This is a genomic window from Halomonas sp. PAMB 3264 (genome assembly GCF_031954245.1).
Classification (GTDB): Bacteria; Pseudomonadota; Gammaproteobacteria; order Pseudomonadales; family Halomonadaceae; genus Vreelandella.
Genome location: NZ_CP134866.1, coordinates 1,528,703 through 1,545,489 on the forward strand (window position 1 = coordinate 1,528,703; position 16,787 = coordinate 1,545,489).

The window sequence follows — 16,787 nt, forward strand, 5'->3', positions numbered from 1 at the left end:
GCGCGCCGCCTTTCATCTTGAGTTTTCGCCGCGTTCGTCTTTAATGGGCGCTTTGGCCACCCTGGAGGAGCGCCCATGAACCCGGCACGCATCACTCTTGCACTGGCCGTGGGGCTTGCCGGGTTTCTGACCGCGCTGGCCTCGAGTGAGGCCTTCGAACCGCGCCTGGTACGGCTGGAGGCGCAGCGCGCGCTGCCCTCGATCGACTCGTCACTCGTCCAGGAGAGCGCCGAGATCAACGCGGTGTTTCTGCACTACGCCGACACCCCCGCGCTCTGGATGAACGCGCACCTGGCGCTGGAGCGTTTTGGCTCCGCCGCCCGTGAGGCGCTGCTCGCCTATGCCTATCTTCCCGCTTTTCAGGACGTGCTGGCACGTTTCGGGGCGCAGGCGCTGTTGCCGATTGCCTACTATCGCGAACACGATGTCGCAACGCTCAAAGCCCGGCACTGGCTGGGCGAGCGCTACCGCGAGGCGAGCCGCTGGTGGAACGAAGCCGATGACACGCCGGTCGAGACCGCCGAGTGGAGCGCGGATCAGCGCGGACTGATGGGCATTGCGCTACTTGGTGAAGATGGCCACGCGCTGTTGAACCAGTTCGCGGTGGACTCGAGCGGTGACATCCACTGGCTGCAAGGCGAGCGTATCGTCACCGGAGTGGGGGACTTCTTCACTGGCGGCGTGCGCGGGCTGGAAGGGCAGTGGCGCCGCGATGAGGCGATCGGCGCGGCGGACGTCGGCTGGGCCGGGGTCGATCTCTTGCTGATGGCGAGCACGGTGAAGGTGCTGCGCGCCGGTCGCTTGGCCCGCGGTGCCCGGGTAGGCAGCGTGGAAGCCCGCGGCGCCCAAGTGGGCGCGCGCTCCGGCGCGTTTGCCGGCACCGCCCGCTTTGCCACGCTCCCACGAGTGGCGAAAGTAGCTGCCTTCACCGCCACCGCCGTGGTGGTGATCCGCCACCCGTCGCTGGTCAGCGCGCTGGGCGCCAACCTGGCGAAATGGCTGGGCCTGCCCGCCTGGCTTGGACAGTTCGCGATCTGGCTGGTCGTGCTGCTGCCTTTATTGATCGCGGTGCGGTTTGTGTGGCGGTGGGTGCTGGCGCCGCTTTTATGGAGCCTCGCCCTGCTGATGCGTCATTCGAAACGCCCGATCAAATAGCTTCACCGCGCCCATCTGGCCGCCTTTCATGATGACGGGAAGCGTACGCCCGTCCGCCAGGTTCGCCACGCAGATGGGAACGCCGGTATCGAAAGGGCCGAGATAATCGATGCTTTTCGGCGCTATCTGGCGAAGCGCCAAACTCGAGGTATCGCCCCCGGCAATCAGCAGCGTGCCGACCGGCGTGGCCGCCACCAGCGAGGCGATCAGTTCGGCGCAGCGCTTTGCTACCTCAAGCGGGCTCATGGCGTGGGTGGTGTCGGCGTCCAGGGCGACCAGCACGCTTTGGCCTTCCTGCAAACGGCGCGCGATGCGTTCGCGATCGGGCTTTTCATTATCTGCCAGGCTGCGCGTCGAAATCGAAAGGCATTCAAACTGCCGAACGGCGGCGACCTGCTCGGCGGTCACGGCGGAGCGGCTGCCGGCAAATACGAGCAGCGGGCCGGGCAGCTGGGTGGGGGAAGGCAGCGTCCGTTGCTCGGGGTACAACGCCTGGGCGACGCTACTTGCCCCGACCCAGAGCTGGGGCATGGGCTCGGAGCTAAAACGTTGGCCGATCCGCTCGAGATCCCGCTGCTCCAGAGCGTCGCAAAGAAGTGGGCCGGCGGGCAGCGCCTGATCGCTTTCAAGGCTCGCGCGATCGAGCAGCGTGACATTTGCAAGCCCCATGGCGTCGAAATGACGGCGCAGGTCCGCCTCGTTCATGGGCGTGACCGGATGGCGGTGCATGACCGGGTGACGGTCGATGCGGTAGGTGTGGCCGTCGCTTGCCCTGGCGAAAAGAGTCCCGAAGACGCAATAGCGTCCCAGGCTCGGCTGGCCGCCGATGATCAGCGTCGTCGCGGGCTTGAGCTCGGCGCTCAGCACTCTGATCGCAACGGCGATGTTGCCGGTCGTTTCGCTGCTGTCGAAGGTGGAGCACACCTTCAGATGAAGAATATCCGGGCGGTGAGGACGCAGCTGTTCGCCCAAACGGCGCATCTTTTGGGCAAGGCGCGATTGATCCATGCTGCGTGCCGAGGTGGCGATGCCGAAGGCGTCCAGGTCGGCCACCTCGTCCACTGTGGGGGGGGCGAGATAGAGCCGTGCTCGCAGCCCCGCGCGGCACAGAGTGGCCAGCGTATCCGAGGCGCCGGTAAAGTCATCGGCGATGAAGACGTAGCGCATGGCTAGCGGCTGCCGAAAAAGTCGAGCGCCTCGGCCAGCGCCGGACGGTGAGTGTAGGACAGCGGCTCACCGGCCTCGATGCTCTGCCAGGCTTCTTTAAGGCTTGCGACTCCCGCCGCCGCACCGCCGGGGTGGGCTAGAATGCCGCCACCGGCAAGAAACATGAAGTCGGCACTTTGGGTCTTGTCGACGGTGAAGGGCAGCGTGCCCGCCCACTGGCCCGAGGAGAACACCGGCATCACGCGATCGTCGGTGGCACCGAGAGGCATGAGCGACAGTTTGGCCGCTTGGGCTACCTCCTCGGTGGCGTCGGCGAACTTGCCGTTCATGCCGTGCACGTGCATGTGATCGATCCCGGTCAGGCGGTAAAGCGTCTGGTAGGCGTTGAAGTCGATGCCCAGCGCCGGGTGGCGGGCGAAAGCGCCGAAACCGTTGCGGTGGCCGTGAATGGCGAGCTCCGTCGAGGCGCGCAGGGTCTGCATCGCCGAGAGCCCGCACCAGTTGAGGCTCGCCATCACGCAGTGGCCGCCCTCTCTTTGGACGTGGTCGGCGTGGCGGCGCATGGCGTCTAGCTCGTCGGTGATGTTGAACGCCACCATGACGTTGCGCCCGCTGCGCTCCTGGTAGCGTTTGAGGCGCGGCATCACCGCGCTAACCCGCGCCTCGACCGGGGCGTGAGGAAGATTGCCGGCGATTTCGTCATCCTTGATGAAATCCACCCCCGCTTCGCAAAGCCGCTCGACCAGATCGGCGGTCTCCTCCGGGGTCATGCCGATATTGGGCTTGAGGATGGTGCCAAAGAGCGGGCGCTCGAACGCCCCCACGGCCTCGCGAGTACCCGCCACCCCCAGCACCGGCCGCGGGTAGCGGTCGCGGTACTCAGGGGTGAGCGCAATCGCCATCAGACGAAGCCCGGTCAGCTCGCCCAGATCGAACAGATTGCCGGCCACCGTTGCCGCCAGGGTCGGCAGGTTCACCCCGACGTTGTCCTCGGGGTACTCGATGTCGACCGCTACCTTCTTCCAGGGGCCGCGCACGTTTTTGCGCGCCAGATAGGCGCTGTAAAGCGTGGGCGCCTCCCGTTCCTCGAGCACTTCGAGCCTCGTCACGCGCGCCCGGAAGCGTTCACGTAGGGCGTCGGTTTCGCTCTCGAGCCTGACGAAAGTGGCGCAGCTCTGTTCGCCGGCCATCATGTCTGCCACCTGGTGCGGGTCGAGGGGCGTTTCCAGATGATAGGTGGCGCGAATCATTTCCGGGGCTCCGAAAGATCGGGGAAAGGACGTATTGGGTCGCTACCGTCCCAGTTTTCTGACGCCTCACGAATCATCTCGAACATCCGTCCCTTGGGGCCGAGCACTTCGGAAAGCTCGATGACGGTGCCCGGGTGGTACTCGCGGTCGAAATAGACGAAACGGCCGTTACGGCCCACTTCGCCGCTCATCTTGACGCGATAGCCGCGAGCCTGCATGGCGGCCAGATCCGCATCAAAGGTTTCGGTCCAGAACGCAACGTGCTGCAGGCCCGTGTTACCCGCTTCAAGAAAATCGCGGTACATCGAGGGGGCATCGTTGCGCGCCTGGATCAGCTCTACCTGAATGAAGCCGGCGTTGGCCAACGCCACCGAGTTGTGCACCTCGTAATGTTCTCCTTCGTAGAGATAGTTTTCGATGGGCACGCGAGGGTTGTAGAAGAAGGGCCCCACGCCCATCACATCGGTCCAGTAGGCCATGGCTTTTTCGATATCGGTGACCACGTAACCCAGTTGGCGAAGCGCTCCAAGATATTGGCTCATGACGTTTCCTACATGACAAGGTTGGGCAACCAGGTGGACAGGGCGGGCACCAGAGTGACCAGCGCCAGGGCTGCGAAAAGTGAGAGATAAAAGGGGGCCACGCCGCGAATGATCTCCGAAAGCGGCATTTTGGTGATGATCGACACCATGTAGAGGCTCATGCCCACCGGCGGCGTCAAGAGTCCGAGCATCAGGTTGAGCACGAACACCACCCCAAGCTGCTCTGGCGCCACCCCCGCCTGCAAAAGTGCCGGGGTGACGATCGGTGCGATGATCAATATGGCCACGATCGCCTCCAGAAACATGCCCACGACCAGCAGTAGAAGATTCAATAGCAGCAGCAAGACGAGCGGGTTATCCGATACGTTCAAAAGCCACTCGCCGGCCAGGGCCGGGATGCGGTCCATGGTCAGCACCCAGGCAAACAGCGCCGCCGAGGCCACCACGAACAGCACGTTCGCCGTCGACAGCACGGTTTCACGGGTACATTCCAGAAACGAGCGCACACTTAACGAGCGGTAGACGAGCACGCCGATCAGCAGGGCATAGGCCGTCGTGACTCCCGCCGCTTCCGTTGGCCCGAAGTAGCCGCTGATCATGCCGCCCACCAGCAGCACCGGTGCCAGAAGCGCAGGCAGCGAAATCAGCGTTTTTCTACCCAGCGCCTCGAGACTCGGCTGCACGTCGTCCCGGGGGAGCTTGTAGTGCCTTGCCATGAGGCCGATCTGCACCATCAGCGCGATCGCCACGACAATGGCCGGAAGCACCCCGGCCAGCAGCGCCCGAATGGTCGATACCTCCGCTGCCGTTGCGAAGATGATCAGCGGTATCGAGGGTGGAAAGATCGGGCCAATCGTCGCCGCGGCGATGGTCAGGCCCGCAGCGAACCGTTTGGTATAGCCCTGTTGCTCCATCTGGCGAATCTGGATGCCGCCAAGCGCGCCGATGTCCGCCAGCGCCGCGCCGGACATGCCGGAAAAGATCAGGCTGGTGAGCACGTTGACGTGGGCCATTCCGCCGCGAATGCGCCCGACCACCATGCGCATCAGCTCGAATAGATGCGTAGTGACGCCGGTCGCGCCCAATAGAGACGCTGCAAGTATGAATAGCGGTACCGCCAGAAGCGGCGTGCTGTCCAGGGTATTGATCGCTCGCTGAGCCATCACCGTGAACGGCAGGTCATAGAGAAAAATGACCGCGCCGGCGGAGAGCCCCAGGCTGACTGCCACCGGCGCGCCGAACAGCAGGCTGGCTGCAAAGATCAGCAGTAGCGTCAGGGACATGAGGGTGTCTCCCGGTGAGCCAGCCGCGAAAGGCGATGAAGCGAGACCACTGCCAGCAGTGCGATGCTGACCAGCGCCGGCATGTAGAGCCACAGGTTTGGAATGCTCAGCGCCGGTGAGGCGAAGCGCCCGGCGCGTAGCAAAAACCGGTAGAAGCCGTAGAGCGTCAGCGCGCAGAAGCCGAGGGTGGCAAGTTCACCTAATGCCAGGCATAACCTGCGTTTTACCCCCGACAGGGCGTCCGCCAGCATCGTTACCGCCACGTGCTGGCCGTGAAAGAGCAAGTAAGGTGTGGCCAGATACACCATCGAGATGCCCGCAAAGCGCGCCGCCTCGTCCGCCCAGGGAAGTCCCGTGTTGAACAGGTTGCGAGCAATGACCTGGGCGACTACCAGTACTGTGATGATGACGAGTAGCGTCATCGCGATCCCCAGACAGAGCTCGGTCAGCCGGCCAAGGCTTCGCGTCGATAGAGTGTTTTCGGTGCTCATGGCTTAGCGCGTTTCGCGAATCAGCTGGTAGAGATCGCCGTACTGCTCGTCAAACTCTTCGGCAATGCGCGCTTGAACGCGGCTTTTAAAGGCCTCTACGTCAAGCCCCTGCTCCGGCCCGACGATCTGCATGCCCGCCTCGGCAAGCGTTGCAAGGTCACTGGCTTCGGCCTCCAGCATGGCGTCGGTGGCGCGCTGGCGTACTTCCTGAGCGGCTTCGGCGATCGCCGCCTGGTTTTCCGGCGACAGCGACTGCCAGGTATCGTCACTGATCACGACGACTTGGGCGGCGCTGATGTGGCCGGTCAGCATCAGATGACTCTGCACTTCGTTGAGCTTGGCGGTGACCACGACGTTGACCGGATTCTCCTGCCCCTCGACCACGCCGGTGGCAAGCGCAGTGGGCACTTCCGACCAGTCGACGGGCACCGGAATGGCACCCATGCCTTCGACGGTGGCCATATAGATGGGGAAGGGGATCGAGCGAATCTTGACGCCGTCGAGATCCTCGGACGTCAGAATTTCCTGATTCGCCGTCAGGTGACGGGTGCCGAAATAGAAGGCGTAAAGAAGGCGCACGCCGGAGGCCGCGGCGAGCTCCTCGTTGAGCTCGCTCATGACCGGCGAGTCGACATCCATCACCGCCATCAGGTGATCGACATCACGATAAAGGTAGGGTGTATCAAAGGCGGCGAAGGGGGCATAGAGCGAGCCAATAGCGCCGGCGGTGTTATGGGAGAGCGCAATTGACCCCGTCGAGACCGCCTCGGCAAGCTCTTGAAGCCGACCAAGCTGGGAGTTCGGGTACATTTCGACGCTCACCTCGCCGCCTGTTTTCTCCTCGATGGCCTCTGCCAGCCATTCGGCCTGCATGCCGGCGATGGAGGTGGGCGTGTGCATGTGCCCGTAGCGCAGCGTGACTTCCTGAGCCGAGGCAGTGGCAACGCTCAATCCGAGAGCGCCGGCCAGTAACGTGAGATGGCTAGTGCGTACCAGTTTGGCTAGCATTGTTATTCTCCTGCTGATGGTTTTTTATTGTTTTGCAGTCAGGCGTTTTTCACCCACCCGCAGGTTTGAGGCTAGGGCAGCTCGGGGTGCTTGGGCAATGAGGAATTCATGATGGTTTTTGATGTAAAACGCCCGCTGATTCCTGATATCGCCTCTGCCGCCGGGGTGTCGACGGCGACCGTGGATCGCGTGCTCAATCGTCGCCCTGGCGTGCGAAAGGTGACGCTGACCCGAGTACTCAAGGCCGCCGTCGAGGTGGGCTATCTGGACGCAGCGGACATGAACCGGCGGCTCGGACCCACTTTCGCCAAGGTGGTATTTCTATTGCCTCAGGGCAGCAACCCCTATCTTACTGGGCTCAACCGCTACGTTCGCGAAATGGCCAAGCTCTCCGTCGAACCGTTGAAAGTCAGCAGCCACTTCATCGAAAGCTTCGATCCCGAAGCGCTGGTGCAGGCACTGCGCCGCTACGGAAAACCCTCGGATGTGGTGGTTTTCATGGCCATTGAACACCCCAGAGTGCGCCAGGTGATCGACGAGTTGACCAGTCTTGGTAAGCGGGTAGTGACCATCATTTCCGACTTGCCTACCTCGAGTCGAAACGCCTACATCGGCATCGATAACTTCGCCGCCGGGCGCACGGCCGCCAAAGTGATGGGGCGTTTTTGCCGCGCCGCCTCGGGAAAGGTGGCGCTGGTGGCCGCAAGCCGTGCCTACCGCGCTCACATGGAGCGCGAAATGGGCTTTCTGGCGCTGATCGAAGAGAGCTTTCCCCACCTGACGGTGATCGGCCCCCAGGAAGGCCACGACAATCGGGATGAAAACTACGTTAACGCAAGCCGCCTGTTGGCCAGGCATTCGGATATCGTGGGTATCTACAACGTGGGCGGCTCCTCCGACGGTATCGGCCGCGCCCTGCGAGAATCGAGACGAGACAAGGCGGTCTGCTTCATGGGCCACGGGCTCACGCCGGATACGCGCACCATGCTGGTGGACGGGACAATGGACATGGTCATCACCCAAAGCCCCAGCGCCATCTACGCCCGCGCGATGGAGATCGCCAGCGGCGAAATGGCTGAAACCACCGGCACCGTGGCCATGGAAATCTATTTTTCGGAGAATTTGCCCGCCGTGCGCTAGCCGGTAAGCAGCCCATGACTCCACTACAGTCGCTTACCGGTAGGTTAGAAAGGCTCGTTATACAGTGAAAGGGACAGTGAAAAGGTATCGCTGCAACTGTATCCAGTGTTTATTTCGCTTGCTTCAACCACCCCCGCCAGCCGCCGTAATCACTCACGTCCCTGGCGGGGCCGGGCTCGTTGAGCGCGCCGGCGCTGCAGATGAAGCCGCACTTCCAGCTTCCGTCCGCGAGCTCGACCTGGCCAAGGCCCAGCGGGACGGGGATGCCCGCCAGGAAACTGCCTACGGTATCGATGGGCAGGCGCCATACTTCCACCTCGATCGCTTGGCCCTGCTCATCGCGCACCATCGCCGGGCGCGCGGGTGGCCCGCCGGCAAGGGCATAGAGCTTGTAACGCGGTGCGCTTTGGGTGCTCTCCACCTTGATACCGCCGCGCTCGGTCAACTGATGATTGAGCGGCAGCCCTTCCAGGTGCGCGCCGCAGACCACGATCTCCATGGTGCCGTTTTGAGCCGGTGTCGCCAGTGGCTCGATGGCGGGTCTCTCGATTCCGCTGGCGCCCAGCGGAAGCCGAGAGCGCGCCTCGAGTGCGCGCGCCAGCGACAAAAGCTGCAGGTCGGCGAAGGCCGGACCGAAGAGCGTCACGCCTACCGGCAACTCGCGCTCGGTAAAACCGATCGGCACGGCCAGCGCGCTGTAGTCCAGAAGATTCATGAAGTTGGTCCAAATACCCAGGCGCGAATTGGCGCCGATCGGATCCTTGGCGACCTCGGCCTTACTCGGATGCGTGACGGTCGTCGGTGAGAGCATGACGTCTACTTGCTGGATCAACGCATCGGCCTGACGTTTGTATTCGGCGAGCTTGTAGCGAGCATCGAAGGCGTCCACCGCCAGCGGCGTTGCTCCGCCCTGGGTGATCTGAAACGTCACTGGATGCACGGCCTTTGGGCTTTCGGCCATGAGCTTTTGGATCACATGGTAGCGCTCGGCGACCCAAGGTCCTTCGTAGAGTAGGCGGGCAGCGGCCAGAAGCGGAGTACAGTCGAGCTCGACCTTTTCACCGCCCAGCGCTTCAAGCTTTGTAATCGCCTGGTGCATGCCTTGGGTATAGGCCGCATCGGTCTGCCACTGTGATTCTAGCGGCACCCCGAAACGAAACGCCGCAGGCGGCTGACCGTAGCGTTGGCCCTGCACGGCGAAATCGAAGCGACGCGACCAAGCGCACTGCTCGTCGTACACCGCAGTTAGCGCCAGCAGAGCGGCGGCGTCGTCGCAGGTCAGGGTAAACAGGCTAATGGTATCGAGCGTGGCGCAGGCAGGGACGACGCCGCGGGTGCTCAGAAGCCCAAGGCTCGGCTTGACGCCGTAAAGGTTGTTGAAACAGGCGGGCACGCGCCCCGAGCCCGCGGTATCGGTGCCCAGCGCAAAGCTCACCATACCCGCCGCGGTCACCACCGCCGAACCACTACTGGAGCCACCGGGAATGAATGTCGGGTCGAAGGCGTTGGCCGGTGTGCCGTACACATCCAGCGCCCGTTCACCCACCAGCCCTGTGGCAAACTGGTCCAGGTTGGTCTTGCCCAGGGGAAGGGCCCCGGCATCGATCAACTGTTGGACCACGAAGGCGTGCTCGTCAGGCGTGTAGGCGTAGGCAGGGCTTCCCGCCGTAGTGGGTACGCCCGCCAGATCGATATTATCCTTGATGGCAAACGGAACGCCGTAAAGCGGCAACGTAGCGGGAGACTCTTCCTCTAGCTTCTGAAGGTAGGGCGTTAACTGCTCGCGGGTTAGGCGAGTGATCCAGGCGGAATTTGGACCGAGACGTTCAGCCTGGTCCAACAACTCGTCGATCAAGCTGGCAGGCGTCAGCTCACCGCTTGAATAGGCTTGATGAAGACTTTTGATGTCCAGCGGGCGCAAGGCGGTCATGAGCGGCTCCTTGGGTGATGGAGTGGGTGTCGAGGCGGTGTTGCATGCGTAACGCTTATGAGTCGACATCCACCGGGTCCTCGAGAACGATCAACGGCTGGCCCGGCGCCACCGCGCCTCCTTCGGCCAGGGGTAAGCGAGCCACGCGTCCGGCGCTTTGAGCGCTGATCTCTACTTCCATCTTCATGGATTCGACCAGTGCCACGGGCTGGCCCGCTTCCACCAGGTCGCCCTGTTTCACCAGCAGTCTCCATAGGCTGCCCGTCACCGGGCTTTCGACGCCCCGCTCATTTTCATCGAGCGCTCCCACCTCGGCGCTGGCGGGCACCTGATCCTCGAAGGTGAACTGTCCGTTGGCGCGCCAGGCGGCCATTTCGGCCTGGAACGCTTCGTCGCGCTTGCGGCGAAACGCCTCGATGGCCTCGACGTTCTTTTCGATTTCGGCCTGGTAGTCGGCCAAGCGAAAGCGAGTGGTTTCGATGGAAAGATCAAAGCGGCCATGGGGGAAATCGCGACGAATTTGCATCAGTTCGTCATGGCTAACGTCGTAAAAGCTCAACTGATCAAAAAAGCGCAGCAGCCACGGGTTCGTAAAGTGCTCGGTCGTGCGGTAACGATTCCACATCTGAAGCGTTCGGCCGACGAACTGATAGCCCCCGGGCCCTTCCATGCCGTAGACGCATAGATAGGCGCCGCCGATGCCGACGGAGTTTTCCGCCGTCCAGGTGCGCGCCGGGTTGTACTTGGTGGTTACCAGACGCTGGCGCGGGTCGAGCGGCGTGGCGACCGGCGCGCCCAGATAGACATCCCCCAGCCCCATGACCAGATAGCGGGCGTTGAAGACGATGTCGCGCACCTGCTGCTCGCTGTCGAGCGCGTTGATGCGGCGGATGAAATCCAGGTTACTCGGACACCAGGGTGCGTCAGGGCGCACGCTGCGCTGATACTTGTCGATCGCCTCTTGGCAGGCCGGGTCGTCCCAGGAGAGCGGCAGATGCACCACGCGGGATTCGACCTCGAGCGATTCGATGTCGGCAAGTTCGTGCTCGGCGCGGGCCAGGTGCGCAAGTAGCGCTGCAAGGCTCAGGGTATTTGGATCGTAGTGAACCTGCAGCGAGCGGATGCCGGGCGTCAGCTCCATGAGTCCGGGCAGGGTATGTTCGCGCAGCCAGAGCATCCAGGCATGGGCGCGAAAGCGCAGGGCGATGTCCAGCGTCATGGGGCCAAACTCGATCAGCAGGAAGTCATCTCCCGCGCGACGGTAGACGATGCGCTCGCCGGCCTGCTCGGCGCCAACCTCGCGCAGGATCGGGCTCGAGGCGTCGCGCTCGATATCGATCTGGCCGGCGGCGCTGAGCGAGGCGAGCTGCTCGCACTGGCGTTCATCGAGTGCGCGGGCGCTTTCGAGCGTGACCGGCACGAAGCGTACCTTGCTTCCGGCGGTGAGCTGGCCCAGCTTCCAGCGCTCGGCGCGCACGACGGTCGCCGGGCAGACGAAGCCGCCAAGCGATGGGCCATCCGGGCCCAGAATTACGGGCATGTCGCCGGTGAAGTCGATGGTGCCAAAGGCATAGGCGTTGTCGTGAATGTTGGAGGGGTGTAGACCCGCCTCGCCGCCGTCCGTACGCGCCCACTCCGGACGCGGGCCAATCAGGCGCACGCCGGTGCGGCTCGAGTTGTAGTGCACTTCCCACTCGTGAGCGAAGAACTGCTCGATATCCTGGTCGGTAAAAAAGTCCGGCGCGCCGTGGGGGCCGTAAAGCACCGCGATTTCGACCACGCTGGCCGGGTCGTCGATGGCAGGTATCAGTGCGGGGTCCAGCGTCTGGTGAGACGTGGGTTCGAGTGCAGGCAGATCCAGCAGGTCGCCGCTGCGTAGTGCCCGCCCGCCGTGGCCGCCGAACTGGCCCAGGGTGAAAGTGCTGCGCGAGCCCAGATAGCGTGGGCAGTCGATGCCTCCGCGCACCAGCACGTAGGCGCGTGCGCCGGCACTGGCCTTGCCAAGGGCCAGGGTGGCGCCGGCCGGTACGTCCAGTACCTGCCAGAAATCTACCGGGTTGCCGTCGAGCGAGGCGGAAAGCGGTGCGCCGGCCAGCACGATTTGCGTGGCGCGATGAAAGCGCAGGGTCGGGCCGTTGAGAGTAATCTCGAGCCCGGCGGCTTCGGCTGGGTTGTCGAGCAGGCGGTTGCCCAGGCGAAACGACCAGTCATCGAAGGGACCTGAGGGTGGCACGCCCACGTCCCAGTGGCCCTGGCGGCCCGGGTGGTCCTGAATCGTGGTCAGCGTTCCCGGCGCCAGCACCTCGATGGCCGGCGGCGCCCAGTCCAGCGTGGTCAGCCAGTGGGTGTCGATGGCAGCCGTCTTGAAGCGCTCGGCGCGCAGCACGTGAGAGAGCCAAGTGCGGTTGGTAGCGATGCCATACACTGACGATGCTTCGAGGGTGGCGGCGAGCTCCTTGATGGCGTGTTCGCGACTGTCGGTGTGCACCATCACCTTGGCGAGCATCGGATCGAATAGCGCTGAGACCTCCAGCCCCGATTCGATGGCGTGATCGACCCGGAGCCCGGCGCGCTCTGGGAAGTGAACCTCGGTAAGAAGCCCTGCACTTGGGCGGAAGTCGTGGGCCGGGTCTTCGGCGTAGAGGCGTACTTGCATGGCGTGGCCGAGAGGGGCGAGCGCGGCGGCCAGTGCTTTCAAGTCGAGCGCTTCGCCCGCGCCCAGCCGCACCATCCACTCTACGATGTCGACGCCGTACACCAGCTCGGTGACGCCGTGCTCGACCTGCAGGCGGGTGTTGACCTCGAGAAAGTAGAAGGCTTCAAGGTCGGTATCGTAGATGAACTCGACAGTGCCGGCGCTACGGTAGGCGACGGCTTCGCCCAGTTTGACTGCGGTGGCGTGCAGCGCCTGACGCACAGACTCGGGCAGGTTGGGTGCCGGGCACTCTTCGATTACCTTCTGATGGCGGCGCTGAGTGGAGCAGTCGCGCTCGCCGAGTGCGATGACCGTACCCCTGCCATCGCCAAAAAGCTGCACCTCCAAGTGGCGGGCGCTGGCGATATAGGCTTCCAGAAACACGCCGTCGTCGCCGAAGTTGCGCTCACCCAGCCCCTTGACCGACTCAAACGCGCGGGAGAGCTCGGCCGGGTCGCGGCAAACCTGCATGCCGATGCCGCCGCCGCCGGCGGTAGATTTGAGCATTACCGGGTAGCCGATACGCTCGGCGCTGGCGTGTGCCTCATCGAGACTTTTCAGAAGCTTTGATCCCGGCACCAGTGGTACGCCGGCGCGTTCGGCCAGCGCGCGCGCTTCGTGCTTCAAACCGAACTGGCGAATCTGCTCGGCGGTCGGGCCGAGAAACGTAATGCCTGCAGCGTCGCAGGCCTCGATAAAGCGGGTATTTTCGGATAAAAAACCGTAGCCCGGGTGCACCGCTTGGGCGCCGCTCTGGCGGGCGATGGCGATCAGTTTATCGATAGCGAGGTAGGTGTCGGTGGCGCCGCCTTCGCCGAGTGAATATGCCTCATCGGCCTGGTGGACGTACGGGGCATCGCGGTCGGCGTCGGCATATACGACGACGCTCTGGATACCGAGGCGGTGCAGCGTGCGCAAAAGCCGTGTCGCGATGGCGCCGCGGTTGGCGATCAAAACTTTGGTGAAAGAGGTGGCGTGTGTCATGGCGGCCTACCAGCAAGGCGGGTCGTCCCGCGTAAGTTCAGGCGATCCGGGGTCGTCCCCGGGCCTCTCGCTGCGTGTCAGTCTTCCCAGACGATCAGTTCGATCGGGGTAGGGTTGTAGCCGTTGCAGGGGTTGTTGAGCTGCGGGCAGTTGGAGACCAGTACGGTGACGTCCATATTGGCGACCATCTCGACGTACTTGCCCGGAGCGGAAATACCATCCTCGAAGGTCAGCCCACCGTCGGCGGTCACCGGCACGTTCATGAAGAAATTGATGTTGTGGGTGATGTCGCGCTTGGTGAGTCCGAACTCCGGATAGTTGGCGATCGCTTCCATCCAGTTATCGCGGCAGGAGTGCATATGGCGCTTCTCCAGGTCGTAGCGCACCGTGTTGCTTTCGCTCGAACAGGCGCCGCCCAGGGTGTCGTGGCGACCGCAAGTGTCGGCGGTGATGGTCAGCATCACGCGGCCCTCGCTTGAGATCAGACGCGAGCCGGTGGTGAGATAGACCGCCTGCTGTTCACGCACGGTGTCCATCGCGCTGTAGCGCTCTGCGCTGTCCTCGGCGCTGAAAAAGAGCGTGTCGGCGGCTTGGTTGCCTTCGAGATCCAGAATGCGCAGGGTCTGGCCGCGCTTGACGGTGCCGATGTAGTGGTCGCCGGCGTCGATCCGAGTGCGGCTGAGCGCAGTGTCTGGATTCAGGGGACTGTCGGTGATCATGGCGCTCTCCTTATAGGCCGAGATGATAAAGACGGTTGTTGGCGAACCCTCGAGCGTTTTCCGGGCGTGACTGGAAGCACGGGTCGTCGATCGTCGGCGCGGCGGCGGTATCGAGCGCGATATCGACGCCGCGATGCGGGTACTCCTTTGCCGGGTCGAGCGGGTGCGGGCAGGTGTGCAGCAGCACGAGGGTATCCATCTCAAAGCGCAGCGTCACGCGGCTGCCGGGCTGGCAGTGGCCGGACACGTAGCGGAGCCGGCCTTCGTTGTCGCTTTCCACCCGCGAGAAGAGGTTTAGGTTGGCCGCCATGTCGCGCCGGCCCAGCCCGTACTTGGCAAGCTCGACGAGAAAGGCATCCACACCTGTACGAGTCCACTGATTGCGCGCCTTCTGGTAACTTTGGTGTGCCCAGCCCTTGGCCTTCAGGTGTTGCGCCATCAGGTTGCCGCCGACGCTGTCATGCCAGCCCAGCTCGTCTTTCGTGATAGAGGCGAAGATGCGGCCCATGTCGGAGTAAAGGCAGTGGCCCTCGGTCAGCTTGAAGGTGTGCTGGCACTTCAGGGTGTCCGGCAGGTTCAGCCGTTCCAGCAGGTTTTCCGGGTTGTAGCACAGCAGGCCCACGTTCGTGTCGGCGTCGCGGGCGGTCAGCGTCAGCGTCGTGTAGCGGCGCACACGCAGCGACCAGTGATGCCCGCCGGGCAGATGGGTGGTGTAGGCGGGGTCGCTTGTCATAATAGAGTCTCCTCGATATGGGTTTTCACGCCACCTCGCGTCAGTGCCTCGGTAAGGGCCGTGGCCGGGCGCTCGCGCGATATCGGCAGGTCGTAGGTGATGGTGGCGCCATAGGCCTCTGGCGCCTGAGGGTCGTGGCGCGTCTTGTCGAAGACCCAGAGCCGCGTGCCCAGCTCGAAGGCCTCCTTGAGGTCGTGGGTGATCATGAAAATGGTCAGTTTCTGCTCCGCCCAGAGTTTGGTGATCAATGCATGCATGTCCTGGCGGATGCCCGGGTCGAGCGCACCGAAGGGTTCGTCGAGCAGCAGAATGCGCGGGCGCATCATCAGTGCCTGGGCGATCGCCAAGCGCTGTTGCATGCCGCCGGAGAGTTCGTGAGGATACTTGTTAAGAGCGTGGCTCAAGCCCACCTCATCGATCCGTGCGCGGGCGTTTTCGATGGCACGGCGCCGGGCGCGGCCGAAACTCTTGCCAAGCAGAGGCGAGGCCTCGAGCTCCTCGGCCATCATGACGTTACCCAGTACTGTCAAATGCGGAAAAACCGAGTACTTCTGGAACACCACGCCGCGGTCCGGGCCAGGCTCGTTGGGAATCGGGCAGCCATCGAGGGCAAGCTCGCCCTTCGAGGCATTTTCGGTGCCCAGCAGCATCTTGAGAAAGGTGGTCTTGCCACAGCCCGAGGCGCCTACCAGAGTGACGAATTCGCCTTCATCGACCTCGAAGTTGAGGTTCTCGAGCACCACGTGGTGCCCATAGTGTTTTTCCAGTCGCTTGGCGGTTAAAAGACTCATGACTTGTCTCCTTCACCGGCGTGGTACCACGGGAAAACGAGCCTTGAGGTCCATGCCAACAGCTGGTCGAGCACGAAGGCGAGCAGCGTGATCCAGGCGACATAAGGCAGGATGATGTCCATGGAGAGATAGCGGCGTACCAGGAAGATGCGATAGCCCAGCCCTTCCTGCGCGGCGATGGCTTCGGCGGCAATCAGAAACAGCCAGGCGGTGCCGAGCGCCAGGCGCGTGGCGTTGAGAAGCCGCGGTGTCAGCTGCGGCAGAAGAACGCGCAGCAGTACCTGCCAGGAGCTGGCGCCCAGGGTTTGGGCCTTGATCAGCTGTTCATCGGGCAGGCGCAGTGCGTGACCCTGCAGGTCGCGAATCAGAAAGGGCGTGACGCCGATCACGATGAGCGCGATCTTCGAGGCTTCACCGGTCCCGAAGGCGATGAACAGAATCGGCAAAATCGCCATGGGCGGAATCAGCGAAAGCACCGTGACTAGTGGCGAGAGTTTGGCGCGAAGGATCGGCAGCCCGCCGGTCAGAATGCCGATTAGAAGGCCCAGCAGCGCACTGATACCAACGCCGATCAGCAGTCGCTCGAGGCTTGCAAAGGTGTCGGTCCAGAGCGTGATCTCGCCGGTGCGGACGTTCTCGGCGCTCGCCAGGTGGTAGAAGGATTGGGCCATGGTGGCGGGTGCCGGCAGCAATCGATCATTGGGGTTATTCGCCAGGCGCTCGCTCGACAGGCTGATATAGAGCATGGCGAGCAGTGCAAAAGGCACCAGCCCCAGCAGCCAGCGGCCGCCTCGCGGAGGCGTTAAATTGATAAGGCGCTTCATGGCAGTGTCCGTCCAGGGGTGAGTCCAGAGTGGCGGCGGCTTTCAACCCGCCGCCGGGCGGTGCACGTCGGGGCG

14 protein-coding genes are annotated in these 16,787 nt (G+C 63.4%); 2 read left to right on the forward strand and 12 right to left on the reverse strand.

Translation table 11 applies throughout. The annotated features are described in order from the left end of the window. The first annotated feature begins 75 nt into the window (after positions 1-75). Positions 76-1,155 carry a hypothetical protein gene (locus tag RN347_RS06755; RefSeq protein WP_311960644.1) on the forward strand — a complete coding sequence of 360 codons (1,080 nt, stop codon included), beginning with the start codon at positions 76-78 and terminating at the stop codon, positions 1,153-1,155. Here the strand turns inward: RN347_RS06755 and RN347_RS06760 are convergent. The 6 genes from RN347_RS06760 to RN347_RS06785 are packed head-to-tail and all read right to left on the reverse strand — an operon-like array spanning position 1,105 to position 6,896. After that, positions 1,105-2,322, reverse strand: coding sequence for a four-carbon acid sugar kinase family protein (locus RN347_RS06760; RefSeq protein ID WP_311960645.1), 1,218 nt, complete (start codon positions 2,320-2,322; stop codon positions 1,105-1,107). The two genes, RN347_RS06755 and RN347_RS06760, sit on opposite strands and share 51 nt — an antisense overlap. A 2-nt stretch (positions 2,323-2,324) precedes the next feature. Next, the gene (locus RN347_RS06765; protein ID WP_311960646.1) at positions 2,325-3,572 is read right to left on the reverse strand and encodes a RuBisCO large subunit C-terminal-like domain-containing protein; all 1,248 of its coding nucleotides are present in this window, start codon (positions 3,570-3,572) and stop codon (positions 2,325-2,327) included. After that, the gene (locus tag RN347_RS06770) at positions 3,569-4,114 is read right to left on the reverse strand and encodes a VOC family protein (protein ID WP_311960647.1); all 546 of its coding nucleotides are present in this window, start codon (positions 4,112-4,114) and stop codon (positions 3,569-3,571) included. The genes RN347_RS06765 and RN347_RS06770 overlap by 4 nt, the downstream gene beginning before the upstream one ends. An 8-nt stretch (positions 4,115-4,122) precedes the next feature. Then, positions 4,123-5,397, reverse strand: coding sequence for a TRAP transporter large permease (locus RN347_RS06775; protein ID WP_311960648.1), 1,275 nt, complete (start codon positions 5,395-5,397; stop codon positions 4,123-4,125). Continuing rightward, positions 5,388-5,888, reverse strand: coding sequence for a TRAP transporter small permease (locus RN347_RS06780; RefSeq protein ID WP_263584373.1), 501 nt, complete (start codon positions 5,886-5,888; stop codon positions 5,388-5,390). Before RN347_RS06780 ends, RN347_RS06775 begins: the two co-directional genes overlap by 10 nt. Before the next feature lie 3 nt (positions 5,889-5,891). Beyond that, positions 5,892-6,896: a TRAP transporter substrate-binding protein gene (locus RN347_RS06785; RefSeq protein WP_311960649.1), complete on the reverse strand. Its 1,005-nt coding sequence runs from the start codon at positions 6,894-6,896 to the stop codon at positions 5,892-5,894. Positions 6,897-7,004: 108 nt separating this feature from the next. On the opposite strand from RN347_RS06785, the gene RN347_RS06790 reads away from it, so the two are divergent. Next, positions 7,005-8,036 carry a LacI family DNA-binding transcriptional regulator gene (locus tag RN347_RS06790; protein WP_311960650.1) on the forward strand — a complete coding sequence of 344 codons (1,032 nt, stop codon included), beginning with the start codon at positions 7,005-7,007 and terminating at the stop codon, positions 8,034-8,036. 109 nt (positions 8,037-8,145) lie between these two features. On the opposite strand, the gene atzF is transcribed toward RN347_RS06790, so the two are convergent. The 6 genes from atzF to RN347_RS06820 form a co-directional block, all read right to left on the reverse strand. Next, positions 8,146-9,966, reverse strand: a complete 1,821-nt coding sequence (atzF, locus tag RN347_RS06795; protein ID WP_311960651.1) for an allophanate hydrolase — start codon at positions 9,964-9,966, stop codon at positions 8,146-8,148. A 55-nt stretch (positions 9,967-10,021) separates the two neighbouring features. After that, complete coding sequence (gene uca / locus RN347_RS06800) at positions 10,022-13,645, reverse strand: urea carboxylase (RefSeq protein ID WP_311960652.1); 3,624 nt, start codon at positions 13,643-13,645, stop codon at positions 10,022-10,024. A 77-nt stretch (positions 13,646-13,722) separates the two neighbouring features. After that, positions 13,723-14,364 (reverse strand): urea amidolyase associated protein UAAP2, encoded by a 642-nt coding sequence (locus RN347_RS06805; protein ID WP_263584368.1) that lies wholly within the window; start codon positions 14,362-14,364, stop codon positions 13,723-13,725. 10 nt (positions 14,365-14,374) lie between these two features. Then, complete coding sequence (locus RN347_RS06810) at positions 14,375-15,097, reverse strand: urea amidolyase associated protein UAAP1 (protein ID WP_311960653.1); 723 nt, start codon at positions 15,095-15,097, stop codon at positions 14,375-14,377. Beyond that, positions 15,094-15,888 (reverse strand): ABC transporter ATP-binding protein, encoded by a 795-nt coding sequence (locus RN347_RS06815; RefSeq protein WP_263584366.1) that lies wholly within the window; start codon positions 15,886-15,888, stop codon positions 15,094-15,096. The genes RN347_RS06810 and RN347_RS06815 overlap by 4 nt, the downstream gene beginning before the upstream one ends. Beyond that, on the reverse strand, positions 15,885-16,712 hold the full coding sequence (locus RN347_RS06820; RefSeq protein ID WP_263584365.1) for an ABC transporter permease: 828 nt from the start codon (positions 16,710-16,712) through the stop codon (positions 15,885-15,887). The genes RN347_RS06815 and RN347_RS06820 overlap by 4 nt, the downstream gene beginning before the upstream one ends. Positions 16,713-16,787 lie beyond the last annotated feature (75 nt).